Origin of the sequence: Pseudoflavonifractor sp. An85 (assembly GCF_002161235.1) — a bacterium.
Lineage (GTDB): Bacteria > Bacillota > Clostridia > Oscillospirales > Oscillospiraceae > Enterenecus.
This window is the reverse complement of the sequence record NZ_NFHE01000001.1, coordinates 148,595-173,660: the sequence shown is the minus strand read 5'-3', so window position 1 is coordinate 173,660 and position 25,066 is coordinate 148,595. Positions and strand designations below refer to the sequence as shown.

The following is a 25,066-nucleotide window of genomic DNA, read 5'->3' as shown; positions in this document are numbered from 1 at the left end:
AAATGAACGATATTTTATTTGGCAACAATAACAGACCCATTATTAAGAAATTGTCCAGGCGGTACTTTAAGGCCAGCAAAAGCAGGAATATCATTGCTATTGTTGCCATTATTCTTACAACCGTCTTGTTCACAACGATCTTCACACTGGGTTCCGGTTTAATTGATACGGTGCAAGACCAAAATATCCGAAAGATGGGCGGGGACGGTCAAGCTGTTCTCAACTACATTAGTGACGAAGTTTTTGATGATGTAAAGGGCAACGAATTGATTGACCGAATTGCCTATACAAAGGCAGTTTCTTACCATCTTAACAATCCGGGGCTTGCGAAATGGCGTTCTGATATGTGGTATATGGATGATACCGCATTGGAATTTGCCAGATACGAGCCGACAACAGGACACCGCCCCGAAGCTGAAAATGAGATCATAGCCGACACAAAGACATTAGAGGCATTGGGGGTTCCGGCTGAAATCGGCGCGACAGTCACCCTTGATTATGAAATCAAGGGCAAGAAGTACACAACTGATTTTACACTGTGCGGCTTTTGGGAAACAGACAGCCTAAGTAATATCGGACGTATTATCATATCGAAAGCCTTTATAGATAGCCATGCCGACTTACTCACCTATACCTATCCTGTGGACAATGATTATTCTGGCATTGTGACGGCGTATATCATGTTCCGTGGCAGCGGCTCCGTAGAAGAAAAATTGCAGCAGCTCCTTACAGAAACCGGCTACACCTGTGACACGCTTGGAGGACAGCCCACAGACGAAAACTATATTGTCGCCCGTGTCAGTCCCGCTTATCAAAGCAGCCCTATCAGTGAAAATTCCGCCCTGTTTATTGCCGGTATTGTGGGAATACTCGCGATTATGGCAACAGGCTATTTGATTATCTACAATATTTTTCAAATCTCTGTTATTCAAGATATTCAGTCTTACGGGCAGCTTAAAACATTGGGAACCACGAGGCGGCAGATCAAAAAGATTATCAACAAACAGGCCCTGCTTCTGTCTGCGGTAGGTATCCCCATTGGCCTGATTATCGGCTTTTTCATTGGCCGCGCTTTAGTTCCGGCTCTGATGAACGGCACAACTTATACTTCCGACGCTGGCGTTGTGGTGACAGTAAATCCGCTGATATTCATTGGCTCGGCTATCTTTGCTTTTGTTACTGTTTCTATCAGTGTGCGAAAACCAGCTAAAATAGCGGGAGCGATCTCACCGATTGAGGCTATCCGCTACACAGAAAATGACGCAGGCGCATTTCAAACAAAGAAGCGTCTGGCTGTAAAAAAATCAACCAGCGGCGCAAAAATTCATCGGATGGCCTTGGCAAATTTGGGGAGAAATCGAAAACGAACAATCCTTGTAATCGTGTCTATGACATTGAGCTTGGTACTGTTTAACACCGTATTTACTCTATCCAGTGGTTTTGATATTGATAAGTATGTTGAGAAGTTCTTAAACAAGGATTTTATCATTTCTTCCGCGGACTATTTCAACTATAACTTCGCCCGCAGTGAAACATACTTGTCCGAAACCTTTATCAGTGCAGTCCAACAACAGGACGCCTACGAGGATGGCGGCAGACTATATTCCAGCAAGGTGACAGAAGAAAGATTTTCCGCTGAAACAGACGCCGTAACAAATTACAACAAGGACGAATATGGAAATCCTCTTATTGCTCTGTATGGGGCAGACGATTTTCTTCTAAACTCGATGGATGTAGTCGAGGGCGAAATTGATTGGGACGCTCTTAAAACGGGAAAATACACGCTGTACGCGCTTACAATGGATGACAATGGGAATATAATTGACAATCCATCTATCCATGTTGGAGATACGATCACCTTTCATCACTGGAAGATGAACGGGTTAGCCGGTACACTGGATAACAGCTTTGACCTTACCGTTATGGCAAAAGTTCTTATCAATGAAAATACCGATACAGAGCGAAACACGGGCGCGGCACGTTTTTATTTGCCCACAGAACAGTTCAAGCCGCTCTGCCTCAATCTCCTTTTGGTAAGTTTTCCGTTCAATGTTAAGGACGGGACGGACAGCGATATGAACAGCTTTTTAAGCAACTATGTGGAAAATATTGAGCCAAGTATGGACTATGAATCGAAAGAAACCTATGTTCAGTCTTTTAATAGCATGACATCCCTTATTATTACAATCGGCGGTGCTTTAAGTGTTATTATTGGTCTGATCGGTATAGTTAATTTCATCAACTCGGTATTGACAAGCATTATTACGCGGCAAAAAGAATTTGCTATGCTCCAAAGTATTGGCATGACAGGCAGACAGCTCAAACGGATGTTGTCCTATGAGGGCTTGTATTATGCTGTGGGAACAATTATAGCCTCGTTGATCGTTGGGGTGCTGTTCTCTCTAATCATTGTGCAGGCGATAGCAAGTAGTTTCTGGTTCTTCACTTATCACTTTGTAATTTGGCCGATGTTGATTGTTTATCCGTTTCTTATCTGCTTGACAGTAATTATTCCCACAATTCTTTACCGACAATTTGCCAAAAGCAGCATTATTGAAAGGCTTCATCAAAATTGAGTTTGTCCGGCATAGGTAGCTGAATAAGGACATCTAAATAAGCGACTGAATCCATTAGAAAACCGGGGGCATTCTGCCTTCGGTTTTCTAATTGTCACAAACTTGCGAGATTTCAGCGTGTTATTATGTCGAAACGCTGTTATGCTGTGAGGATTTTGTGAGGATTATAGGCTAAGATATAAGAAATTGAGGAAAGAATGTACTGCCCGGCGGCAGAAAAGAAAAAACCGCCGAAGGGCAGGCTGCTTAACACGCCCATAATGTCTGGAACGGCGGTATCATGGAGGTATCGCCGTGTTTCTTTGCATCGTTCATCCGCCTAATTTGTTAAAAAAAGCCCAGCCACCGAACCTGCCCCGTCTGGCAGCCAGTGCGAAAATTGTCACAATGTAACTGAATACCGTGTTTTTTGCGCTCGAATAGCTTCATGCTGTCCGGGCGCTTTTTCATACCTGTGGGGCCGGAACATCGGGCCAACATGGCCCGAACCTTGCCCCCGGTGTCGTTCCCCGCCGCCCCGTTCAGATTTTCCCGCAAAAATCTGAACGGAGGAAAGGCAGATGGAAGTCACCATCAATTATAACGGACAAGCTGTGGCCGTGGAGGTCACACTGGAAGTCTATGAATTTCTTGACCGGGCCGACCACAAAGCCGAGAACCTGTCCCATGAGCAGCGGCGGCATTGGGATGGCCGGGAGTTTGACGAATACATAGTTGCCACCGAGGGCGTGGGTATCTACGGCGAAACGCCGGAGGAATACCTTTGCCGCATGGAAACGCTGGGTGAGCTGATGGCCGTCCTGGACACCTGCACCGAGGCCCAGCGCCGCCGGTTCCTGCTCTATGCCCTGGACGGGCTGACTCTTGCGGAGATCGGGGCGGTGTGCGGCTGCTCCAAAGTGGCCGTGTATCAGAGTGTGGAGGCAGTCAGAAAAAAATTTATAAATTTCTTTGAAAACAGGCTTAACGAATGACCTGTTTTCGGGCTACCAAGTGAAAGGGATTGTTTCCCTTATCCCAGCGGGAGGCGGACAGCGGACAAGCTGCCCGCCTCTCCCATTTTCAGGAGGTAAGCCTATGAAAACAATCAATCTGCGGTGGATTTATCCCCACTACCGGCATGACGAGTTTGTGGAGGTCAGCGATGAAGTTTGGGAGGTCATGCGGCAGGCCCAGCGCGAGATGAACAACTATGAGCGCCGGAAGGTCTACCACCGCGCCTACTACTCCCTGGACGCATATAGCTGGACGGAGAACTACGCGCTGGAACACGGCAGATCGCCGGAGGAAATTCTTTTGGAGCGCGAGGAACGGGCCGCCCATCTGCGTCTGCTGGCCGCCTTGCCGGAGGCCCTGGCCCATGCCACCCCCACTCAGGCCCGCCGCGTCCGGGCCTACTACATCGCCGGTATCAGCCAGCCGAAAATTGCCCGGATGGAGGACGTACACAGCAGCAAGGTCAGCATTGCAATCCGGCGGGGGCTGCGAAATATACGCCGCTGCTATGACTGCCTTTTCCCGGCAGAGTGAGGGCGGGCCTATGCAGACCATCAACCTCAAACAGTATTACCCGTTCTGCACCGAGGACACCTTTGTGGAGGTGTCGGATGAAATCGTTGAAGCGTTCCTGCTGGACAAGCGGGCCGAGGCCGCCAGGGAGCGCAAGATGTACCGCTACAAGGCGTTTTACTCCCTTGACTGCGACGATGGGATTGAGAACGCCGCCATCGGCTGGGCGCAGCCATCGCCGGAGGATTGCCTGATGGAAAAGGAGGCGCAGGCCGAATACGCCGAACTGCTCCGGCGGCTCTATGAGGCGATTTCCTCTCTGACCCCAGCGCAGGCCCGCCGCGTCCATGCCCGGTATATGCTGGGGATGAAAGTGAAGGACATTGCCGCGATGGAGGGGATCACCCCATCCCAGGCTGGGAAGTCCATCCATGCGGCGCTCCGGCGGCTGCGCCGGTACTTCATACGCCGGAAATGGACAAGCGGCCTATGAAAACCCTCAACCTGAAAAAATACTACTACCCGATTTGCAAGAAGGACACTTTTGTGGAAGTGCCGGACGAGGTTGCAGACGCCATTGTGGAGGAAAGCCGCGCAGAGAACGCAAATGACGCCAAGCAGCACTATCACTGTTATTCTCTGGACGCTTCCCCCGGCATAGAACACCATTTCCCGGAACAGGTCATCTCCCCGGAAGATATTCTGATGGAGAAAGAAACGGAACGGGAACAGGAGGCCGCCCATGCCCTGATGATGGAACGGCTCCGGGAGGCCCTTGCCACCCTGACGCCCCGGCAGGCGAGCTGCCTTCATGCCCGGTTTTGGGAGGGCAAGCAGTTTAAGGAGATTGCCAAGGCCGAAGGCTTTACGACATCAGCGGCCATCGTCACGGTTCGCAACGCCATTATCAAGTTGCAGAAATATTATATCAAGCGCGGCTGGATGGAGCCGCTGAAGGAGGACGCGATATGCACAAAGAAATCACCACCCAAGCGAAACAGAAAAAAGACGGGCGCGAAGAAGTCCTGAAGGAAATCCGTCAGCTTGAGAATCGCCAGAAGATTTTGGAGAACAAGCAGCGCAACGAGGAACGCAAGGCCCGCACCCGCCGCCTGATTGAACGCGGGGCTATTTTGGAGGGCATTTTCCCTCTGGCCCCCGACCTTCCCGGCGTAGAGGTCAAGGCGTTCCTGATTGCCCTGTCCCATCTTCCGGGGGCGGCGGAACTGGCCGCAAAACTGCCGAAATCCGGGAACAAGCCGTAAGTCCCTTGTTTACAAGGGCGCATTATCCGAGATATTCAACTATCCGAGGAAATTTTCAAATAGTGGCTATATATAAGGATTTCAAAGAAATTTCCTCGGATAATGTAACAACTATTTTAGAAAGTCCGGCAACTGATTCTCCTTTTTCCGTTTTACAGAACTTTCCTTTTGCTGGGAGAACCATTTCTCGTTCCAATCCCGGATATGCCTGTTCACAGTCCCCTGTGAAAGCTCAGCGTACCGTTCGGTCGTAGAGATTGAGGAATGCCCGAGGAAGTTCTTGATTGCCATCATTGGAATCCCGGCCTCTAACATATGCGTGGCGGTTGTATGCCGCATGGTATGTGGGGTATAGCGTTTTTCCAAAAACATTCCCGGGTTCTCGGCCCTCGCAATGGCAACATACTTTTTATAAATCTCTTCGATGCAGGAAATCGTCATCTGCGGATGGGTCTGGCTGGTAAAGATATATGCATCTGCCTGTCCGGCACGCCCTGTTTCTATCAGATACCGTTCCAGAAGGATTCCGCTGGGGCTTGCGATTACGATCCTGCGGGTTTTATTCCCTTTTCCAGTGATTGTCAGTTTATACAGATTTTTTTCCTTAAAGAAATCCCTGACTTTGAGGTCGCAGATTTCCTGTGCCCTTGCCCCGCTGGCATACATCAGGTTCAAAAGAACCTGGTCACGGAATCCAAGGCGTTTTTCAGGGTCTGGGAGCCGGAGCAGGACGGACACTTCGCTAAGGGTAAAGATAGTCCTCGGCTGAATGGCTTTCTTTTTTACAGGCACCCTCCTGACCGCATTGGCAAACACAGTCGTCGCTTCAAAGTTCCTGTTCTGTGCATAAGCGGCAAAAGAAGCAAGCGCTGAAAGCCGGAGGTTCCTTGTGGATACCGAGCATCCCCGTTCTGTCTCAATCCACCGTAAGAATCCGTCAACTGTCTCATAATCCAGATCCCGGAACAGTATCTCACCGGCTTCTTTCTTTTTGACCTGATGGATGTACTGGAACAGGAGACGGAAAGAATGCTTGTAGGATCTGACGGTATTAGGGGAAAGCCCTGATGAGAGCGGCATATATTCCGTAAAAAACTGTTCCAGGAGGAACGTGAATTCAGGAAGTTTTTTATTCCTCATATGCCACCTCCGCAAATACGCCGGAAGCAAAATCTTCAAACAGCTCTATATATTCCGGAAACATGTCGCCGCTGAATTTCAGGTATTTTTCTGTCTCATCCATGTCATGGTGTCCAAGATAGACCGACAGGAAGGGCACAGAATCTTCCGCTGGCCGTCCGTTCTGTTCTGCCTGCGCAAAGGAATGGATGGCAAAATAGTGACGGAAACAATGAAGGCACTGGCCTCTTGAATGGGCCTTGCCCGGAACATACAGGCCGGTTTCCTGTAAAAGGTTCCGGAAGCGTAAATCAAAAGTCCCTTTGCTGACGGCAGCCCCTTTGTTTTTGGATGACGGGAACAGATAGCTTTCCGGCTCTGTTTTGATCCCCATAGCGATGCAGTATCTTTCCAGCATCTGCGTCAGGGTCACATCCATTGGGATGACACGCTGTTTATTGTTTTTAGCATGGCGGATCAGGATGGTTCCGCTTTGGAAATTTATATCTTTGACTTTGGCGGCGAGCGGCTCACCCAGCCGGAACCCGCACCCAAGGAGCATCCGCAGCAGCATACAGAACTCCATGTCGGTCTGACAGATTTTCGGGTCTGTATGTTTGTCGGCCCAACTGTCGGCGCGGGCCAGAAGGATTTGTATTTCCTCGTCTGAAAAGATATATGGGACATAGCTGTCTGATGTTTTGGGGCAGTCCGGCATAAAAACACGGTAACCTTTATACTGGAGATACCGCAGGAATTTACGGAGATAACTTACCTTGTCGCTGACCGTTTTGGCTGCGTTTGTCTGGCGGATTTCTCTGATCCATCGATTCACTGCCGCTTCTGAAATCACATTTGTATTTTCTTCCGCCAGCGATGAATCGAAGGAAAGCAATACTCTGCGTGTATTCCGCAAGGTGTCCTCATTGACAGTACCCTGATTGATTTTCAGGTATTCTTCCAATTCGTTTCTGAAAACGGACTGAAACTCCTTCATAACAGGGAGCACCTCCCCTCAAGGAAAGCGGCGAATGTGCCCGCCGCCTCCATTACCGGGAGGGCGTATCCCCGAAGCTGTTCCAAATCCAGCCGGGCATAGGAACGGATGGCGTTCTGGTCTGTATGCCCTAGAGTTTTCCTTACCACTTCATAAGGGATGTTGTCATTGACCATGGAGCTTGCAAGGGATGAGCGGAAAGCATGGGGGCCCTGTTTTCGCCCGTCAGGGTCAATCCCGGCTGCCGCTATGGCAGTCCTTACAATCTTAGTGATTGCCTGAACAGAGATATGGCTGTAAGGCGGGACAATGCGCAGGAACACATATGGGCTGTCATAGTCGGAACGTTCTTCCTGTAAATATCTCTTTAAAGCGTCTTTTACATCTGGAACCATGGGAAGTTCAATGGGAATGCCTGTTTTGTGCTGCGTAAGCCGGACTAAATTCCCCTCAAAATCCAGCTCCTTAAACGTCATGGATGAAATATCGCCGCTCCTGATTCCAAGGCGTGTCGCAAGGAGCAGAGCAGCGTAGTCACGTTTCCCATGCGGAGAATCCTGGTCAACACTGTTTTCAATCTTCAGGATTTCCTCTGCCGTGTAAACAGAGGGGTACGGCTGCGGCCTTTTAAAGAGAGGGACGACACCGCTGTAATCCCTGCCGGTATATCCGGAATGATAAGCATACCGGAGAAAAGTGCGGATATGTGAAAGATACCACCTGCTGCGGATTCTCAGGCAGGCAGCCCCTATACTGTGGGCATCCATTTCCTGTGGCTTCAAACAGCCTGTTTCAGTTACAGCGGATAAAAAGTAATGGCCGATCTTGTCATGGAGATGGATGGTGCTTTCCCGCAAACCTCTGTGCCGCCCATCTTCAAGATATCCCGCAAGGAAAGCGTCCATCTCTGGATTCAGTTCCTGATACACACAAGATGTTGATTTGTTTTCATTTGTTTTTTGTCTCATGGTTAAAGCCTCCTGTTTTCTTTGGTGACTTTAACTGTATCATGTAGAGAAAGATTATCCGAGGAAATTTCTTTGAAATCCTTATATATAGCCACTATTTGAAAATTTCCTCGGATAGTTGAATATCTCGGATAATGCGCCCTTGTAAACAAGGGACTTACGGCTTGTCCCCGGATGTCGGCAGTTTTGCGGCCAGTTCCGCCGCCCCCGGAAGATGGGACAGGGCAATCAGGAACGCCTTGACCTCCACGCCGGAAAGGTCGGCGGCCAGAGGGAAAATGCCCTCCAAAATGGCCCCGCGTTCAATCAGGCGGCGGGTGCGGGCCTTGCGTTCCTCATTACGCTGCTTGTTCTCCAAAATCTTCTGGCGGTTCTCAAGCTGCCGGATCTCCTTCAGGACTTCTTCGCGCTCGTCTTTTTTCTGTTTCGCTTGGGCGGTGATTTCTTTGTGCATATCGCGTCCTCCTTTGGCGGCTTCATCCAGCCGCGCTTGATATAATATTTCTGTAACTTGATAATGGCGTTGCGAACCGTGACAACGGCCGCTGATGTGGTGAAGCCCTCGGCCTCGGCAATCCCCTTAAACTGCTTGCCCTCCCAAAACCGGGCATGAAGGCAGCTCGCTTGCCGCGGCGTCAGGGTGGCAAGGGCCTCCCGGAGCCGCTGCAACATCAATTCATGGGCTTCTTCCTGTTCCTGGCGCGTTTCTTCTTCCAGCAGAGTGTCCTCAGCGGAGAGGGCATGATAGAGCAGGTGGTATTCCAGGCCGGGGGAATAGTCCATCGAGTAAGTATGGCTCCATAGCCGCTGCTCGGAGTTGTGGTCGGTGCGCCATTCCTCTGCGATGGCGTCGGCAATCTCGTCCGGCAGTTCTATGAAGGTGTCCGTTTCGTAGAGGGGATAATAATACTTTTTCAGGTTGATGGTTTTCATAGGCCTCTTGTCCATTTCCGGCGTATGAAGTACCGGCGCAGCCGCCGGAGCGCCGCATGGATGGACTTCCCCGCCTGGGATGGAGTGATACCCTCCATCGCGGCAATGTCCTTTACTTTCATCCCCAGCATATACCGGGCATGGACGCGGCGGGCCTGCGCTGGTGGCAAAGAGGAAAGGGCCTCATAGAGCCGCCGGAGCAGTTCGGCATATTCGGCTTGTGCCTCCTTTTCCATCAGGCAATCCTCCGGCGATGGCTGCGCCCAGCCGATGGCGGCCTTCTCGATCCCGTCGTCACAGTCAAGGGAGTAAAACGCCTTGTAGCGGTACATCTTACGCTCCCTGGCGGCCTCGGCCCGCTTGTCCAGCAGGAACGCCTCGGCGATTTCATCCGACACCTCCACAAAGGTGTCCTCGGTACAGAACGGGTAATATTGCTTGAGGTTGATCGTCTGCATAGGCCCGCCCTCACTCTGACGGAAAAAGGCCGTCATAGCAACGGCGCATATTCCGCAGGCCCCGCCGGATGGCAACGCTGACCTTGCTGCTGTGTACGCCCTCCATCCGGGCAATTTCCGGCTGGTTGATACCGACGATGTAGTAGGCCCGGACGCGGCGGGCCTGTGTGGGGGTGGCATGGGCCAGGGCCTCCGGCAAGGCGGCCAGCAGACGCAGATGGGCGGCCCGTTCCTCGCGCTCCAAAAAGATTTCCTCCGGCGATCTGCCGTGTTCCAGCGCATAGTTCTCCGCCCAGCTATATGCGTCCAGGGAGTACCAGGCGCGGTGGTAGACCTTCCGGCGCTCATAGTTGTTCATCTCGCGCTGGGCCTGCCGCATGGCCTCCCAGACCTCGTCGCTGACCTCTACAAACTCGTCGTGCTGGTAGTGGGGATAAATCCACCGCAGATTGATTGTTTTCATAGGCTTACCTCCTGAAAATGGGAGAGGCGGGCAGCTTGTCCGCTGTCCGCCTCCCCTGGGATAAGGGAAACAATCCCTTTCACTTGGTAGCCCGAAAACAGGTCATTCGTTAAGCCTGTTTTCAAAGAATTTTATAAATTTTTTTCTGACTGCCTCCACACTCTGATACACGGCCACTTTGGAGCAGCCGCACACCGTCCCGATCTCCGCAAGGGTCAGCCCGTCCAGGGCATAGAGCAGGAACCGGCGGCGCTGGGCCTCGGTGCAGGTGTCCAGGACGGCCGTCAGCTCGCCCAGCGTTTCCTTGCGGCACAGGTAATCCTCCGGCGTTTCGCCGTAGATACCCACGCCCTCGGTGGCAACTATGTATTCGTCAAACTCCCGGCCATCCCAGTGCCGCCGCTGCTCATGGGACAGGTTTTCGGCTTTGTGGTCGGCCCGGTCAAGAAATTCATAGACTTCCAGCGTGACCTCTACGGCCACAGCTTGTCCGTTGTAATGGATGGTGACTTCCATCTGCCTTTCCTCCGTTCAGATTTTTTGCGGGAAAATCTGAACGGGGCGGCGGGGAGCGGCACCGGGGACAGGATTCGGGCCATGCTGACCCGATGTTCAAGCCCCATAAATATGAAAAAACGCCCGGACAGCATGAAGCTATTCGAGCGCAAAAACTCCAATATTCACTTACAGAATGACAATTTTCGCACCGGCTGCCAGACGGGGCCTGTTCGGTGGTTGGGCTTTTTTTGACGGTAGCGCAAATATCGTCTGAATTTGTCGGCAGTCAGTGTGCTTCATGGCGGCTCCCTCCTAAAGCCGCCGTGTTGGCGTATGGGCGTCACTCCTTTATTGAGGGCATAAAAGAAGGGGCTGTCGGTTAATACCGATTTTTAGCCCCTGATATGCGGGAAAGAGACACTTCCACAAAATTCAGGCTTTTTCAGGTCTGAATTCACTGTGAGGGTGTCTCTTCCTTTTTTCACTGCCCTGTTTTTGGGCGCAAAAACCCCTTGTTTGGACTTTTTGAAGCGCTCCATCAGCTAAGCTGCTTTCTGCCCCTTTTTCCCTTCATATTTTTCGATTTCATGTTGTAAAAACCGGTGGTATTTCATGATATTCCTGCCCATCGCATACAGCATGAATTCTTTATATACTTTCTCCTCTGACCGGTAGTTAAAACGACGGAAGTTTTCATTTTCCTTGATATCTCCAAAGTGGCCCTCCGTCTGGATCGAACGGGTCTGACGTTTCAGGATCCCTTCCTCGCTCTGGATATTCGCATGGGACTCTTCCTTCAGTTCTTCCCACCGTTCGTTGACCTTCACGATTTTATTCCGATCAGGATTCTTTTCCGCATTGTATTTATATAGACATTTGGATTTATGCTCACAGCCGCTGCAGTCTTCACAGCCATATACCTCTATCGTCTGCGTATAGCCGTCCTGCTCTTTGCTTTCTGTCCGGATATGGTGCAGTTCCCTTCCATCATGGCAGATATAATAATGCTCATCTTCAAAGACGGCGTATGTCATGTTGTAATACTTCCCAATGTCTTCTTTGTATGCCCGTGTCTTCCTCTTCTCATGGTCCTGCAGCTTGATATAGCTCCGGATCCCGTTCTCTTTCAGATACACCAGGTTCTTTTCGCAGCAGTATCCGCTGTCGGCAGTTACTGCCTCCAGTGTGTCTCCAAACGCTTTCCTGTGCTTTTCCAGGACGGGGACCAGCGTATTGTAGTCTGTCCGGTCATTGCTGACATATCCGTGGACAATAAAGTAATTCTCTACCGCGATCTGGACGTTATATGCCGGTTTTAACTGCCCATTCAGCATATGGTCTTCTTTCATCCGCATAAACGTTGCTTCCAGATCCGTCTTCGAATAGCTGTTCCGGTCTTTCCCCATGATCTCAAAGCATTTCTTATACTCCATCAGGCGCCTGCCGCATTCTTCCAGTTCCTCGTAGAGTTTCTGGATTTCCGGCTTATGCTTCCCTTTTCCGAAAACGAATCCGATCCCTTCCCCTTCTGCGATCCGCACCAGGTTCTTCTGCAGCTTCAGGATCTCAAGAGGGGAACAGGAATCAATCTCAAGGATCGTGTTATTGGAGATCTTCTTATGCTTTGTCAGTTTCCGCTTCCTGTTTTCTTCGATAACTTTCCGGACTTTGTCCATCCCCTCGATCACGAACATATGGGCATCCCCAAGATCGTATTTGGGGCCATAGCCGTTCTCAAGCAGGAAGGCATTGTACTTTGCATAAAGGGCATCGATGGTGTCCAGCAGGCCGGCAAGGTGATAGTTGATGCTGCCCCGCCAGACAAAGGTGTACCGGTTTGCGTTCGCTTCGATTTTGGTCCCATCAATGTAAAGTTCTTTCAGCGTAATAAGGCCTTCCTTCTCCAGGCGGCGCATGAACTGGTAATTCAGATCGTCCAGGACTTCCTCCGTCAGCTTTTTTCCTTTAAAATCGTAAAAAGCATCCCTCTGGGGCTTCTGCCCTTTGGTCAGCCAGATAAAAGCAAGGTCTCTCCGGCATAAATCTACAATACGGTCAACAGCCCTGACCCCGCGCATGTTTGCGTAGGTAACAACAGCATACAGCATGATTGGATTATACCCGGTTCTTCCCTTATCCGAATAGCAGGCCAGCAGGCCTGAAAAATCTAATTCCTCCATCACTTTTTTCAGGGTATAGACTGGATCGTCGTCGGGTAGCCTCAATTCGAAGAAACTGAAGTTAATTTTCTGTTGCCCAATTTCAAAAAAGTCATTATAATAATCTTTGGTTAGCATAGTTCCATTATAACATGGAACGGGGAGAAAGATGGCTGTCGTTAGTCATCTTTTTCTCTTTTTTGAGGATAAATTTCAGGGGCAGGCGTGACTCGCATGAGTCACACCTGCCCCTGTTTGGAACTATCTATTTCCCGACAGCCCCCTGGTCGTATGGGCGTGTCAAAGGGCTGCTGAACGACGGCTTTTTTTCTTTTGCCGTCGCCCGACAGATGGAATTAATATAGTTCTGGTACTTTCTTCTTGAAAATAAATAAAGCCATTCCAAACGTAATGATTGCAATCAAAAGGATTTGTAGCAAGGACTCCTGATATGTTGTATTTTTACTGATAATGAGTTGCCGGAACACAATGACAATCAATGAAGTTACGATTGTGGTGGGAACAGATTTTCGGATCATGCCAATGATAAATGGCCAGAGCGATAGTACCGTGCATACAACTACCGCAGTTATTGCCATTGGTATCCATGTCTGAAGCATGGAAATTTGGAATGTTCCCTCCAGCATATCAAAAAATCTGTCCACAAGCACGATATAACCGCTGCAACAAATATATCCAATCGCCATTGAAATTGCCGTATAAACCATAATGATAATCAATTTGCTGGCAATCAATTTCATGCGGTTCAAAGGATAAGAAAACATAATCGTGATTGTCCGCTGACTATATTCTCCAATTACCAGACGTGCAGTTAAAACCGACGAGTACACAAGGAAAATAAAGGACATCAGCAAGCCAATAACAAGATATGTACTTTCAAACGTGTCTTTGGTTTGCTCCGGGTCTGTCATACTATCCCACAAAGATACAGTAATGAACAGTATGCTGAAAAGGATTGCGGCAAACGTAAAAATTATATTTCGAGCAGTCCCAAATTTTTTCAATTCCAGTTTAATAAGGTGTGCCATTTTATTTTCCCTCCTCTGTGAGCTGAAAGAAATAATCTTCCAGAGTGTCCTGTTTACGCCCTAAGCTCTCTAAACCAACACCACTTTCAATGAGGGCTTTTGACAAAACTTTGCCAGAAATGTTCGAGTCATAAATCCGGATGAACTCTTTATCCAATATGCTAAAGTTTGTAATGCCCATCTGTTCCAATAAAGTTGCTGCATGGGCTACATCATCAACTTGTAGACTGATATACTCCGTTTGATGCTTATGGATTTCCTCAATGGGCAGTTCTGCCAGTAGGTTGCCATGTTGAATAATTCCAATCGTATCAGCAATTAGATCAACTTCGGATAGGATATGACTGGAAATAAAAATGGTCGTTCCATCTTCCTGATTAAGCCGCTGGAACAGGTTCCGCATTTCGCGGATACCTTCGGGGTCTAATGCGTTAATCGGTTCATCTAAAATTAGAAATTCTGGCTTTGCAAGGATAGCTCTTGCGATTGCTAACCGCTGTTTCATACCTAATGAATAATGGCGGATTTGCTTTCCCTCTACATTTTGCAGATCAACCATTTGCAGAACTTCATCAATGCGCTCTTTATTGGGAAATCCCATATAGTCGCAATGAAGCTCTAAGTTTTGCCGGGCCGTCATTTTCTCGTAAAAGTACGGATTTTCGATAATGGAACCCACCCGTTTGAAAACTTCATAACTTTGATCGGTGACTTTCTCTCCAAAAAGCTGAACTTCTCCGGCTTCTGGCTGGATAAGGTTCAGGATCATTTTCATTACCGTACTTTTACCGGCACCGTTCGGCCCGACAAAGCCATAAATAGCCCCTTTGGGAACATGGATATTCACATCGTTTACAACGACATTTCCTTTATAGGACTTTCGCAGCCCTACGGTTTCCATGATATAATCCATTTTGTATTCCTCCTGTACGGCTCCCATTATACAAAACAGACTTCTCTTTTCTCTGCCTGAAATCTAACTTTTTTCTAACTTTTCAAAATGACCGAGAAAACCGTTTGCTCATTCTGTATGCTGTGAACCTGCAATTCTGCTCCTATCTGCATAGAAAGTTTCTTTGCAATCGCCAATCCCAGACCATTTCCTGATGATTTCGGGGCAGTCGTATAGTTTCTTGTGAATATCTGCTTTTGCTGTTGTGGCGACATTCCTTTCCCGTGATCCTCTATTTCAATGACACTTTTTCCTTTTTCTGCTGTAAGACGCAGGGCAATATACTTTCCATCACCCCCATGCCGGATTGCATTGTCTATTAGGTTTTTCAAAATACGCTGCAAGGCGTCCCGGTCTGTGTCTGCATAAATCGGCGTGGCTGGTATCTGTATATCCACCTCAAATTGCTGCTTTTCAAGCAGATCATAATATTCCAAAATGGTGTCTTGGCATAATCTTGAAACATTCTCCTTTTGCAGTTTCAGAGGAAGATCGCCGGAAGCAATTTTGGACATTGTAAAATAGTCGTTTATCGTTGTTATCAAATCATCTGCTTTACGGTCAATTTTGGTAGCCATGGTATGAATGACCTCCGGCACAGATACATCATCCACTTTAGCAGCTAACATTTCACTGTTTCCTTTCAGCACAGTCAGAGGGGTACGAATATCATGTGAGATATTGGTAAGAACCTGTGCCATCGCCTTTTGTGCCTGTTCATATTCTGACTTCTTTTCGTAGAAATTTTGAAGCAATGTGTTAATCGCAGCCCCTAATTTTTTCATGCAGGCATGATCGGTAGGGAGAAGAACAAAGCCATTTTCAGAAGTAATAGAAAGCGTTTCCAGTCGGTTACTGATATAGTTGATTTCTTTTTGCAATTTCCTATACTGTATTCTCTGCCAAATGCAGATGAGCAGCAAAGCGGCTGAAAGCGCAGCAAACAGAACCCACATTTATTTATCCTCCATCTTGTAACCTATTCCCCATAAGGTCTTAATATAGGTTGTCGTATCTTCTTCACCGTTTTTCAGTTTCAGGCGCAGTCGATTGATATGGGTATTTAATACGTTTTCATTACCGAAATATGGCTCTTTCCAAATAAGTTCATACAAGCGTTCTTTCGAGAAAGCCCGTCCCGGATGGGTTGCCAGCAGATACAAAATTTCAAATTCAATGGGCGTTAAATCTATCAGAGTTCCTTGGCGGCTAACAGTATGACTGATTGGGTCAATCTCTAAATCCTTAATCTTTACGCCTGCATCGTTTGGCATGGCTTGATAGGTTCTGGCACGCCGAATATTGGCTTTAATCCTTGCAGTAAGCTCAATCAGAGAAAATGGCTTTACAACATAATCATCGGCCCCCAAATTCAGCCCTAACGATTTATCGGTATCATTGTCCTTTGCGGTGATAATGATGATCGGGATCGTGCTGACCTGCCGAATAGTCTTAATAATCTCCATACCACTCATATCTGGCAGCATAAGGTCTATGAGTGCAAGAGAGTATTCATCATAATTCTTGATAGTATGAATAGCTGTTTTACCATCACTAAAAGAAAGCACTTGAAATTCTCCTGACAAATAGTCTTTCACCATGCTTCTGATTTCTTCGTCATCTTCAATCAATATAATCCTATTTTCCATTGCGATTGCTCCTTGCTTTTTTTGTCCTGCCATCAATGGGCTTTTCTGCGTTCTTAGGAATGAGCCAGACAGTCCCCATTTTCACAGCGCCGGGAATGCGGCCCGAAGAACAGTAATAATTTATCCAACGAGGGGTCACGCCCCATTTTTCGCCAGCTTCTTTTAATGTCATATAGTCCATATTGCACCTCCAACCTTAACATTATAATTCGTTTTCTCGAATAGTACAAGGCAGGAAATGTGTCGAAATGATTATAAAATTAGGCAGAGACCAAAGCCTCTGCCTAAAAACTAATTGTAAATCAGTTCGTCTTGAATAATTTCCTCCACCTGCGCTTTCAGCGTGTTCATCAGCCCCACCCAGCGCATGGGGTCACGGGCTTTCAATTCCTCGGTGACGCCTGCCGCCGCCATCATGCGGGGCAGCATGGCGTCCATTCGTTCATGCGCTGCCCGGTCAATCTCCAACAGGTGCGGGTACAGCTTTTCGCTCAAAATCAAGCTGCTGTAAAGGCCAGGCCGGTGTTCCTTCAGATAGCGTTGCCGCATACGGCCATACTTGCCGATGGGGGCCTCCGGCTGCTCGGAAAGTTTCAGGTCGGGGATGTAGTAATCCCCGTAGCGGGTGTAAGTCAATTCGTTCATGTTCGTCCTCCTTTGCACTGTGATGATTAAACTGCGGCGCTGGCCGATATGGTGGCCTTGCGCGGCTCCTGCCTGGGTAACTGGCTGACGGGGATAAAAACGCCCTTTTCCATGTCCTCGGCCCGGATCGCGGCCTTTGCTGACTCCACCTGGGCCTTGCGCTTGGCGTTGTAGCGTTCTTCCCATTCCTTCTGTTTGCCATTGGCCTTGCGGCGCAAGTAGTTCTGGTGAAGCCTGTCCTTGCGTACCTCCTTCTTCCGCAGTTCTTCCTGTTCCTCCGGGGTCAGGGGAACCGGCTGCAAGGCGGGCGGGATATACCGGCCCACAAAGTTGAAGTAGATTTCAACCTCCTGCGTGGTGTCCTGGCTGCCTTTCCGGGCGCGTTCATGGACAAGGATTTTCTCTACAAACTCGTTGAGCATGGTGTTTGTCAGCGTGTCGAAGTTCTCGTACTTATCAATCAGGGCAATAAACTTCTCCGCAGATTTCCGGCTCTGCTCATAGCCGGTAACGGCCTTTTCCAGTTCCGTGATTTCCGCATGGAGAGTGTCCTGCTCTTTGGCATACTGTGCGTCCAGGGCTTCATACCGGGCATCCGGCAGCTTTCCCAGGGCGTTGTCCTCATAGATTTTGCAAATCAGCTTTTCCAGTTCCCCGGCCCGCTTTTGGGCGGCGGCCAGCCGTTTCCGCTTCTTGGATATGTCGGCGGCCTGCTGGGCGGCCTGCGTTTCCTGGACGGTGCGGATAAACTCGGCCCGGTCATTCTTGGAATACTCCGCGATGGCCCGGAGCATATCGGTTATCAAGGTCAGGACAGCTTCGGCCCGGATACGGTGCTGTGTACCGCAGAGCGTCCCGCATGGGATTTTGCTGTACTGGCTGCAAGTAAACTGTGGGTCACGCTTGCCGTTATTGACGCGATGGACATACATCTTGCCGCCGCAGTCGGCGCAGTACATCAGGCCGGTCAGAGGGTGGGCATCGCCCCAGCCGTCCGGGTAACGCCTGACATTTGCCCGGATACGCTGCACATTGTCAAAGGTTTCCTGGTCGATGATGGCCTCATGGGTATTCTCGAAAATCGTCCACTCGCTTTCGTCAACATAGTGGCTTTTCTTGTCCTTGAAGTGCTTGCGGGTCTTGAAATTGATGGTGTGGCCCAGGTATTCCCGCTTTTTCAGGATGTTCACAATGGTGGACGATCCCCAGCCGTAGGGGTCTTTGACCGGCTTCGTCCTGTTTACTCCCTCTTGAAAGCGTGCCAGATGGACAGCGGGGATTTCAACCTTTGCCTCGGACAGCAGCTTTGAGATTTGATAGGGGCCGTAGCCCTCCATCGTCAGGGAAAAGATACGGCGTACCACTTCGGCGGCTTCTTCGTCCACAAGCCAGTGTTCCCGCTTTTCGTCCCACAGGTAGCCGTAGATAACGGTGCCGGTCAAGTGCTTGCCGCTCAAGTATCAGTTTCTCGGCTTGCTCGGTCTTGGTGGCGGTGTTCCCGCCCGCGCCGGATAGCAGCTCGTCGGCGGTTATGTCGTATTCGCCTATCCATGAAAAGCCTGTTTCCGGGTCAAGGCAAAAGGCAACGGGCTTGCCCTCCGGCGCAAGGGAAGATTTGTCATGGACGATAACGCGCACATTTGGCTCCCGCTTCACGCGCCCGATCAGCAGGACGCTCCTTGCTGCGGCGCGGAAGTCAATAGAACCTAAGCCCCGGTATGCGCTCTGCCCTCCGGCGGCTTTGTTCAAGTGCCCGATAAGGATAACGGCGCACCCGGTACGCTCGGCAACATCGGCAAGGCGGCGGAACATGGGGCGCACTTCGTTTGCCCGGTTCATGTCGGTCTTTTCGCCCATGTACGCCTGTATGGGGTCAAGGATAATCAGCCGCGCCCCGTTCTGCGTGATTGCCTTTTCTATGCGCTCGTCGGAGAGGGTAAGCTCCCGCTTGGCTTCATCAATCACAAGCACGCGGTCAAGGTCGGCTTCGGCTTCTATCAAGCGGGGCTTGACGGTATCGCCCAGCCCGTCCTCGGCGGTCTGGTAAATCACTGGGAATGGCGGCAAGGGCTTCATTCCCGGCAGCGTTCCCCCGGTGGTGCAGGCGGCGGCAAGGCGTAGGGCAAAGGTGGTCTTGCCCTCGCCGGGGTTGCCTTGCACAATGGTTACTTTCCCAAAGGGGATATACGGCTCCCATAGCCATTCAACGGTCTGTGTGTCCACCTCACTCATGCGGATAATCTCGACGGTTTCTTCCTGCGGCGGCTCTTTCAAGCCGTAGACCGCTTCCCGGATATACTTCCCGTCTGTGATTTCCGCCCGGTGCTGCAATACCTCGTTCCAGTCCTTGTGAAGCGGCACAAGGCGGTGGACGGTCAAGCCCTCCGGCACAAGCTCCGCAAGGCGGCTGCAAGCGTCGTTTCCGGCTTGGTCGCTGTCAAGGCAGAGGTAAACGGTCTTGATGTTCGGGCGGTCAGAGAGGAAACGCAACAGGGCTTTTTCTCCCACGCCGCCCAATGACAAATAGCTCTGCTTCTGCCACGCCTTTTTGAACAGGCAGAGGAAAGAGAGCAGGTCAACGGGGGCTTCAAAGACAAAAAGCCTGTCACCCTCGCCTCGGTAGCAGAAATTAAAGGCTTTGTCGCTGCCTTTCACATCAAACCGGAAGTTTCCCGCCGTTCCCTTGCTGTGGGCGTAGCGCGGTATTCCGTCCTCGTCCCGCCCCACAAATACGGCGTTGTGGTGGGCTGCGTCCTCGTAAATATCGCCGCGGGCAAAGAAAAAGCCCGTCACATCATCATCAATGCGGCGGGCTGCTGTGAGGTAGTTCCTCGCTATTCTGTTGTCGTTGTTTGGGGGCGGTAGCCGGAAGTCGGAAAGGGACGCGTGGCAAGGTCTGTCCGGCGGCGGTGCGGCTCCCTTTTCTCCTGTGAGAAGTTCCACGGCTTCGGTGAAGCTCTTGCCGAAAAACTCCATGACAAAATCAACGGGGCCGCCGCCCTTGCTCTGGCTGTGCCTGTACCATTTGTTTCCCCGGACGGTCAGGCTGTCGTGCCGTTTCCAGCGGTATTCATTCCCGGCGCGGGTAAGCTGCTCGCCCTGTGATTGCAGGAAAGAAACAAGGTCGGCTTGGTTCGCCCGGTCTATCTGTTCTTGGGTGTAGTACAAAAATCTCAACTCCTTTCATCGTTCTAAGTCGTGCTGCTTGGTGCGGGTCTGCTCCGGCTGGTCGGCTTTCAGCGCAATATCAACGCACTTGCGGATATTGTGCAGCTCGGCAACCTCGGCGCGGGTTTCTTTCAGCTTGGTATATTCCGCTGTTCTCTGCCCGCTGAGGGTGGCGTACTCTTTTTCCCATTCAGCGATAGGCAAGCTCTTTGTCCCTTTCGGCAGATTTGCATGGAGATAGCGGCTCGCTGCGTTCCATAGCGTAAGCTCGGCGCGGTGGGCTTCCTCGTACTTGTCGCGCTTGCTCGTCCAGCCATTTTTCAGCTTTTTCAGCTCGTCGTGAATGGGCTTGTACTCGGTGTAGTTCTTCCCGTATTCAATCAGCTTTTGTAATTCTTTCATGCGCTTCTCGGCGGTTTTCATGCCCGCCCGGATAGCGTCGGCTTGGTCGCTGACAGAGGAAAGGGTAGCGTCCAGCTCCGCAAGGGTGGAAATGCCATGCTCGGAAAGATAGCCTACTGCCTTTGCAACGGTTTTCAGTTCATCGGCGGCGTGCTGCCTTTGCCAACTTTGCGAATACTTCCGGCTCTTTTCTCTCTGAACGCTTAAATACTTCATCAGCAGATTTGCAAGGCCGGGGGATTGCGGGGGCTGCTCCGGGGCGTTTTCCCGCGCCTTGAACAGTTCGCCAATCCATTCTTTGAGCTTTCCAATCTGCGCCCGGATTTCCCGGATAAGGCGGTTTGCCTTTTGGATATTCCGGTTCAGCTCGCCTTTCTCGGTGGCTATGCCTTTCTTCTCCATTTGACAAGCCGCTACGCCCATGTGGACGGTAGGCAGCTCGTCAATGCCGCGCTCGGCGTTACTGCGGTGGTCGATACGCTCCGGGCGTCCGGCGCGTTCAAGGTAGGCATTTGAAATATCCGCCCATGCCTTGCGCCATAAAAGCGCGTTGCCCTTGTCGTTCCAGCCTGTGAGGTCAACTTTGTGTGTCTTGTATCTGCCGCTTGGTAAGCGTATGCGCTCGCCGTTCTCGTCAATGTCATATTCCTTTTTGGACTTCGCCGCCCATGCGCCGCGCTCGTCAAGGGGGCGCATAGTAAGCATGATATGACAATGGGGGTTGCCGCTGTCGGTGTCGTGAATGGCAAAATCAACGCACATTCCTCTGGAAACAAATTGAGAGGAACAGTATTCCCGGACAAGCCGGATCTGTTCCTCTCTGGATAATTCTATGGGGAGTGCTGCGTCAATCTCTCTGGCAAGCTGGGCGTTCCCGGTTTTCTCGTAAAGCTCCACACTGTTCCATAGGGTAGCGCGGTCAGAGAAAGAGGGCGGGGCATGGGGCGGCATTTGCTCGTTTTTCAGATATACGGCGATTTGGTTGCGGTTCTTCCCGCCGATAAACAAACGGAAAATAAGGCGCACAACCTCGGCGGCTTCCTCGTCGATTATCCAAAAATCCTTGTTGTCCGGGTCTTTGACATAGCCGTAGGGGGCTTCGGTGGCAATCGGCTTTCCGCTCATGCCTTTGGTCTTAATGCCCGTTTTCACTTTCTTGCTGATGTCCTTTGCGTACCACTCCGACATGATGTTGATAAAGGGCGCAAACTCCAATGTGTCGGGCTTCTCGCTGTCAATGCCGTTGTTGACCGCGATAAAACGCACGTTGTTCCGTCTGAATATCTCCATAGCGTTGCCGACTTGGAGATAGTCGCGCCCCCAGCGGGTAAGGTCTTTCATAATGCAAACGCCGATTTTCCCGTTTTCAACGTCCTCCATCATGCGGGAGTAGGCAGAACGGTCAAAAAATCTGCCGCTTTCATCGTCGTCGATGTAGTGCCGGATATTCGTCAGCCGCTGCCCTCTGGCGTAGTTCTCCAAAAAGATTTTCTGGTTCTGTATGCTGTTGCTCTCGCCGCCGTCCCTGTCCTCGTCCCCTACGGAAAGACGGGAGTAAAGGGCTGTGATTTTGTTGTAATCATTCATGTGCATATCCTCCTGTGCGTCCATGTAGAGTTCCTTTACACTTAAGATTATGCACTCCAACGCGCGGAACCGTATTCCATGCCTTTTCGGTATTTCTTCGCGTTTTTGCCTTTCATGTAAACGGCAAGCCGGATAATGACCGCCCCCGCAACGCCGATAAGCAGATCGGCGGGGTGCAGGCTCGGCGCGATACTGGAAAAGGCAGCGGCAAAGCCTGTACCAAGCTGCAAGAGTTTTTCGCTTGCGTCTGCGCCGGGGGTAAGGCGTATTGCTGCGCCTATCTTGTCAAAGAGATAGACAAAGAGCAGATAGGGGAGATTTGCCAGGATCAGTTTTTTCATGTTCATCGCTGCACGCTCCGATCCCTGGTTTTGACTTTCTCCCGGTCCAGTGTCCGGTGCTCCGGTTTCCGCTCCGCCTGTTCCTTCGCCTGCTCCAGCCGGTCCCGGATGGCGGGTTTTTCCTCCCGGCCCATCCTGCGGCCGGCAAACTCCTGGAAGGCCGCCGTGATGGCGTCCGCGTCCCGGCTCTTGAAAAAGACCAGGTAGCGGGGCTGCTCGGCGGCGGTGTCTTTCTTCAAGGCAAAATCCACATGGTATTTCTTCGCCACATGGGTAAAGGCCTTGATATTCTTGTCGCTGATCTCGATATTGGCAAGCCCGGCGTTCTGGGAGGCCAGCTGTTTGAGGGTCTGCTTTCCCCGGTATATTTTCGGCTGCCTGCTTTTCTGGATTTCCTCCAGGAACTTCTTTACCGCCTTTTCAAACACCTGCTCGCTCATTTTGGCCCCGTTGACGATTAGGGTCACGGTTTTGCCGGTTACTTCTTCCTGCATTTAACCCCTCCCTCGCTTACCGTCCCCGTACATGTCATGCTGTACCAGGGAGGAATAGTAATTGCTGATGGTGGACGGAGCGTTATACAGGGCCGCCAGCAGATACTTCTTGATGTTGCGGACATAAGTGGTGTTGTCCCGCATACAGTCCATGACATACCGTACATGGGAACTGTCCAGCTTCATAAAGCGGGATTTGACCACCTCCGCCGGGTAATCATCCCCGGCAATGCGGATCGTCTTTCGCGCGGAGCATACCGTATCCACGATCAGCTCCGCGATCTCGTCCAGCTGCTCCCGGTCGATGTGGTTATCCTGGATCAGATACTCATACTCGATGTTGTCCAGGATAATTTCACGATAGACCTCTCTGGCTCCCATCCCATCCGTTCCCATCCCTGTCCCTGCTGGGGGATGCCCCATAAGGGGCTGGGGATTTGATTGGATAGGATTTGATAGCTCCGTATTTGATAAATCAGTTATTGATCCATAGTTACTTGATTCTTTCGTATTTAATTGTGCGGGGTTTCCCTGTTCAGGTTTTCCCAATACAGGGTTATCCAAGACTGGATTTGCCTGAACTGGATTTTCCCGTCCAGGTTTTTCCCGTTCAGGTTCCGGCTGCCTGGGCTGCTCCAGGATGGTGTATTCGATAGCCCCAAGCTGCCCGTTGGCGTTCCGGACACGCTCCCGGATCACATAGCCCTGTTCCTCCAGCTCCCGCACCCCGGCGCAGATACTGTCCACGCCATCTTTGCAGATACGGGCAAGGCCCTTTGTGGTATAGTCCCATCCTTCCGGCAGGGAGAGCATGAGGGATAAAAGCCCTTTCGCTTTCAGGGACAGCGCCGTGTTCCGCAGATGGTGGTTTGACATGACCGTGTAATCACGGGTCTTTTCGATACGGAAAACCGCCATGCCGTTTACCTCCTTCCTCATGGATTGAAAAAGTGTTGATTTTCGCGGAAAATACCCTCTGTAATCTGCCGCCCTGTCCATCAGGGGAAAGAATATGGGCGGCTTTCATACCGCCGCCCACAGAAGGAAAAACAGAGGATTTTCCACCCCTTTTGACACATTTTTTAAGCCCTACAGCTCACGGTCACGCCGGTCATAGAGCAGATCGCCCCCGCACACCTTCGCATGGTTCCTGATCTTGATAAATCCCTTCTCCTGGTTCTCCAGGGCTTTGCCATAACCGGCTTCGGTTAGGAACAGACGCATTTTTTCTCCTTTCCATCCCATAGGGGACTCATGGGAGAGGACGTCAAAGACGATCATGTGCCGGGTGTCCGGGTCAAACCGTTCCAGGGCCATGATATCGTGTCCGGCCAGCTTCTGTGCCCCGGACTTCTGTCTGGCCTCCGCCAGCATTTCCCCGATGGTCTGGGGCTTCCCCGGCAGACGGTAATTTGCCTGGACCTCCCGGATCAAATCCATGCACTCGCTGTTTGACAGGGTGCGCAGCTTCGCCATGAGGCTTTCCGCCGTATCCCTGGTGGCCTGGTTCCTTGACAGGCGCCAGGTCATATAAATTTCATTCAGGACAGCGTTCGGGTCTGTACTCTCGATCTGGTACGCCATCCTCATTTCTGCTTCATTCAGTTTCATCTATCCGGCTCCTTTCCAAAAATGGGCACAAAAAAACGCCACAGGTTTTTGTACCTATGGCGTCAGTGTGGAGCAACAGAAAAGGGATACCATTGACGAAAACGGTATCCCTGCTCTGTAAACTTATTCAGTTTTAATTGTCGCATTGCCTGTTGCTGTCCACAAAGCCTTGATTTTACTGGTTTCTTGCTACCATCCTTATCAAAGCCTTGTATTTACAGGC

At 50.6% G+C, this 25,066-nt stretch carries 27 protein-coding genes and 1 pseudogene; 6 read left to right on the top strand and 22 right to left on the bottom strand.

Annotated features, from left to right (window positions below):
* Positions 1-2 precede the first annotated feature (2 nt).
* From B5G37_RS00995 to B5G37_RS00965, 6 genes are all read left to right on the top strand, one after another.
* Complete coding sequence (locus B5G37_RS00995; RefSeq protein WP_087236626.1) at positions 3-2,576, top strand: ABC transporter permease; 2,574 nt, start codon at positions 3-5, stop codon at positions 2,574-2,576.
* 560 nt (positions 2,577-3,136) lie between these two features.
* Positions 3,137-3,550, top strand: a complete 414-nt coding sequence (locus B5G37_RS00985) for a sigma factor-like helix-turn-helix DNA-binding protein (RefSeq protein WP_087235959.1) — start codon at positions 3,137-3,139, stop codon at positions 3,548-3,550.
* A 103-nt stretch (positions 3,551-3,653) separates the two neighbouring features.
* Positions 3,654-4,106 (top strand): RNA polymerase subunit sigma-24, encoded by a 453-nt coding sequence (locus tag B5G37_RS00980; RefSeq protein WP_087252952.1) that lies wholly within the window; start codon positions 3,654-3,656, stop codon positions 4,104-4,106.
* Positions 4,107-4,116: 10 nt separating this feature from the next.
* Entirely contained in the window at positions 4,117-4,578 is a 462-nt protein-coding gene (locus B5G37_RS00975) for a sigma factor-like helix-turn-helix DNA-binding protein (protein ID WP_087162339.1), read from the top strand.
* The gene (locus B5G37_RS00970; protein WP_087235965.1) at positions 4,575-5,114 is read left to right on the top strand and encodes a sigma factor-like helix-turn-helix DNA-binding protein; all 540 of its coding nucleotides are present in this window, start codon (positions 4,575-4,577) and stop codon (positions 5,112-5,114) included. The genes B5G37_RS00975 and B5G37_RS00970 overlap by 4 nt, the downstream gene beginning before the upstream one ends.
* Entirely contained in the window at positions 5,054-5,350 is a 297-nt protein-coding gene (locus tag B5G37_RS00965; protein ID WP_087235969.1) for a DUF3847 domain-containing protein, read from the top strand. Before B5G37_RS00970 ends, B5G37_RS00965 begins: the two co-directional genes overlap by 61 nt.
* Positions 5,351-5,461: 111 nt before the next feature.
* Here the strand turns inward: B5G37_RS00965 and B5G37_RS00960 are convergent, their stop codons facing one another.
* The 22 genes and pseudogenes from B5G37_RS00960 to B5G37_RS15895 all read right to left on the bottom strand — a co-directional run bounded on the left by B5G37_RS00960 (position 5,462) and on the right by B5G37_RS15895 (position 24,636).
* Complete coding sequence (locus B5G37_RS00960; protein WP_087235971.1) at positions 5,462-6,490, bottom strand: tyrosine-type recombinase/integrase; 1,029 nt, start codon at positions 6,488-6,490, stop codon at positions 5,462-5,464.
* Complete coding sequence (locus B5G37_RS00955) at positions 6,480-7,466, bottom strand: tyrosine-type recombinase/integrase (RefSeq protein ID WP_087203496.1); 987 nt, start codon at positions 7,464-7,466, stop codon at positions 6,480-6,482. The genes B5G37_RS00960 and B5G37_RS00955 overlap by 11 nt, the downstream gene beginning before the upstream one ends.
* Positions 7,463-8,434: a tyrosine-type recombinase/integrase gene (locus B5G37_RS00950; protein WP_087203495.1), complete on the bottom strand. Its 972-nt coding sequence runs from the start codon at positions 8,432-8,434 to the stop codon at positions 7,463-7,465. The genes B5G37_RS00955 and B5G37_RS00950 overlap by 4 nt, the downstream gene beginning before the upstream one ends.
* A gap of 157 nt (positions 8,435-8,591) precedes the next feature.
* On the bottom strand, positions 8,592-8,888 hold the full coding sequence (locus B5G37_RS00945; RefSeq protein WP_087235973.1) for a DUF3847 domain-containing protein: 297 nt from the start codon (positions 8,886-8,888) through the stop codon (positions 8,592-8,594).
* Positions 8,828-9,367: an RNA polymerase subunit sigma-70 gene (locus tag B5G37_RS00940; RefSeq protein ID WP_087235975.1), complete on the bottom strand. Its 540-nt coding sequence runs from the start codon at positions 9,365-9,367 to the stop codon at positions 8,828-8,830. The genes B5G37_RS00945 and B5G37_RS00940 overlap by 61 nt, the downstream gene beginning before the upstream one ends.
* A complete protein-coding gene (locus B5G37_RS00935) occupies positions 9,364-9,825 on the bottom strand; it encodes a sigma factor-like helix-turn-helix DNA-binding protein (protein ID WP_087252950.1) in 462 nt (153 codons plus the stop codon). Before B5G37_RS00935 ends, B5G37_RS00940 begins: the two co-directional genes overlap by 4 nt.
* 10 nt (positions 9,826-9,835) lie before the next feature.
* Positions 9,836-10,288 carry an RNA polymerase subunit sigma-24 gene (locus B5G37_RS00930; protein WP_087252948.1) on the bottom strand — a complete coding sequence of 151 codons (453 nt, stop codon included), beginning with the start codon at positions 10,286-10,288 and terminating at the stop codon, positions 9,836-9,838.
* A 102-nt stretch (positions 10,289-10,390) separates the two neighbouring features.
* Entirely contained in the window at positions 10,391-10,804 is a 414-nt protein-coding gene (locus B5G37_RS00925) for a sigma factor-like helix-turn-helix DNA-binding protein (RefSeq protein ID WP_087235979.1), read from the bottom strand.
* Between the two features lie 524 nt (positions 10,805-11,328).
* Entirely contained in the window at positions 11,329-13,083 is a 1,755-nt protein-coding gene (locus B5G37_RS00915) for an IS1182 family transposase (RefSeq protein ID WP_087235981.1), read from the bottom strand.
* A 218-nt stretch (positions 13,084-13,301) separates the two neighbouring features.
* Positions 13,302-13,994 carry an ABC transporter permease gene (locus B5G37_RS00910; RefSeq protein WP_087235983.1) on the bottom strand — a complete coding sequence of 231 codons (693 nt, stop codon included), beginning with the start codon at positions 13,992-13,994 and terminating at the stop codon, positions 13,302-13,304.
* Between the two features lies 1 nt (position 13,995).
* Positions 13,996-14,907 carry an ABC transporter ATP-binding protein gene (locus B5G37_RS00905; RefSeq protein WP_087235985.1) on the bottom strand — a complete coding sequence of 304 codons (912 nt, stop codon included), beginning with the start codon at positions 14,905-14,907 and terminating at the stop codon, positions 13,996-13,998.
* Positions 14,908-14,981: 74 nt separating this feature from the next.
* Positions 14,982-15,902, bottom strand: a complete 921-nt coding sequence (locus tag B5G37_RS00900) for a HAMP domain-containing sensor histidine kinase (protein WP_087235987.1) — start codon at positions 15,900-15,902, stop codon at positions 14,982-14,984.
* Positions 15,903-16,595 (bottom strand): response regulator transcription factor, encoded by a 693-nt coding sequence (locus B5G37_RS00895; RefSeq protein WP_087235989.1) that lies wholly within the window; start codon positions 16,593-16,595, stop codon positions 15,903-15,905.
* Positions 16,585-16,776: a helix-turn-helix domain-containing protein gene (locus B5G37_RS00890; RefSeq protein WP_087235991.1), complete on the bottom strand. Its 192-nt coding sequence runs from the start codon at positions 16,774-16,776 to the stop codon at positions 16,585-16,587. The genes B5G37_RS00895 and B5G37_RS00890 overlap by 11 nt, the downstream gene beginning before the upstream one ends.
* Positions 16,777-16,886: 110 nt before the next feature.
* Positions 16,887-17,240, bottom strand: a complete 354-nt coding sequence (locus tag B5G37_RS00885; protein WP_087235993.1) for a TnpV protein — start codon at positions 17,238-17,240, stop codon at positions 16,887-16,889.
* A gap of 26 nt (positions 17,241-17,266) precedes the next feature.
* The gene (locus B5G37_RS00880; RefSeq protein WP_242962719.1) at positions 17,267-18,625 is read right to left on the bottom strand and encodes a DUF4368 domain-containing protein; all 1,359 of its coding nucleotides are present in this window, start codon (positions 18,623-18,625) and stop codon (positions 17,267-17,269) included.
* A complete protein-coding gene (locus B5G37_RS00875) occupies positions 18,522-20,408 on the bottom strand; it encodes an AAA family ATPase (RefSeq protein WP_242962718.1) in 1,887 nt (628 codons plus the stop codon). Before B5G37_RS00875 ends, B5G37_RS00880 begins: the two co-directional genes overlap by 104 nt.
* A gap of 15 nt (positions 20,409-20,423) precedes the next feature.
* A complete protein-coding gene (locus B5G37_RS00870; protein WP_087235949.1) occupies positions 20,424-22,421 on the bottom strand; it encodes a MobA/MobL family protein in 1,998 nt (665 codons plus the stop codon).
* A 32-nt stretch (positions 22,422-22,453) separates the two neighbouring features.
* A pseudogene (locus B5G37_RS00865) lies at positions 22,454-22,744 on the bottom strand (type IV secretory system conjugative DNA transfer family protein); the annotation flags it as partial.
* A complete protein-coding gene (locus B5G37_RS00860) occupies positions 22,741-23,232 on the bottom strand; it encodes a PcfB family protein (RefSeq protein ID WP_087235946.1) in 492 nt (163 codons plus the stop codon). The gene B5G37_RS00860 and the pseudogene B5G37_RS00865, both read right to left, overlap by 4 nt.
* Positions 23,233-24,150: a DUF6017 domain-containing protein gene (locus B5G37_RS00855; protein WP_087235943.1), complete on the bottom strand. Its 918-nt coding sequence runs from the start codon at positions 24,148-24,150 to the stop codon at positions 23,233-23,235. It abuts the gene before it with no gap.
* Positions 24,151-24,321: 171 nt separating this feature from the next.
* Positions 24,322-24,636 carry a DUF5720 family protein gene (locus B5G37_RS15895; RefSeq protein ID WP_343214168.1) on the bottom strand — a complete coding sequence of 105 codons (315 nt, stop codon included), beginning with the start codon at positions 24,634-24,636 and terminating at the stop codon, positions 24,322-24,324.
* Positions 24,637-25,066: the final 430 nt, after the last annotated feature.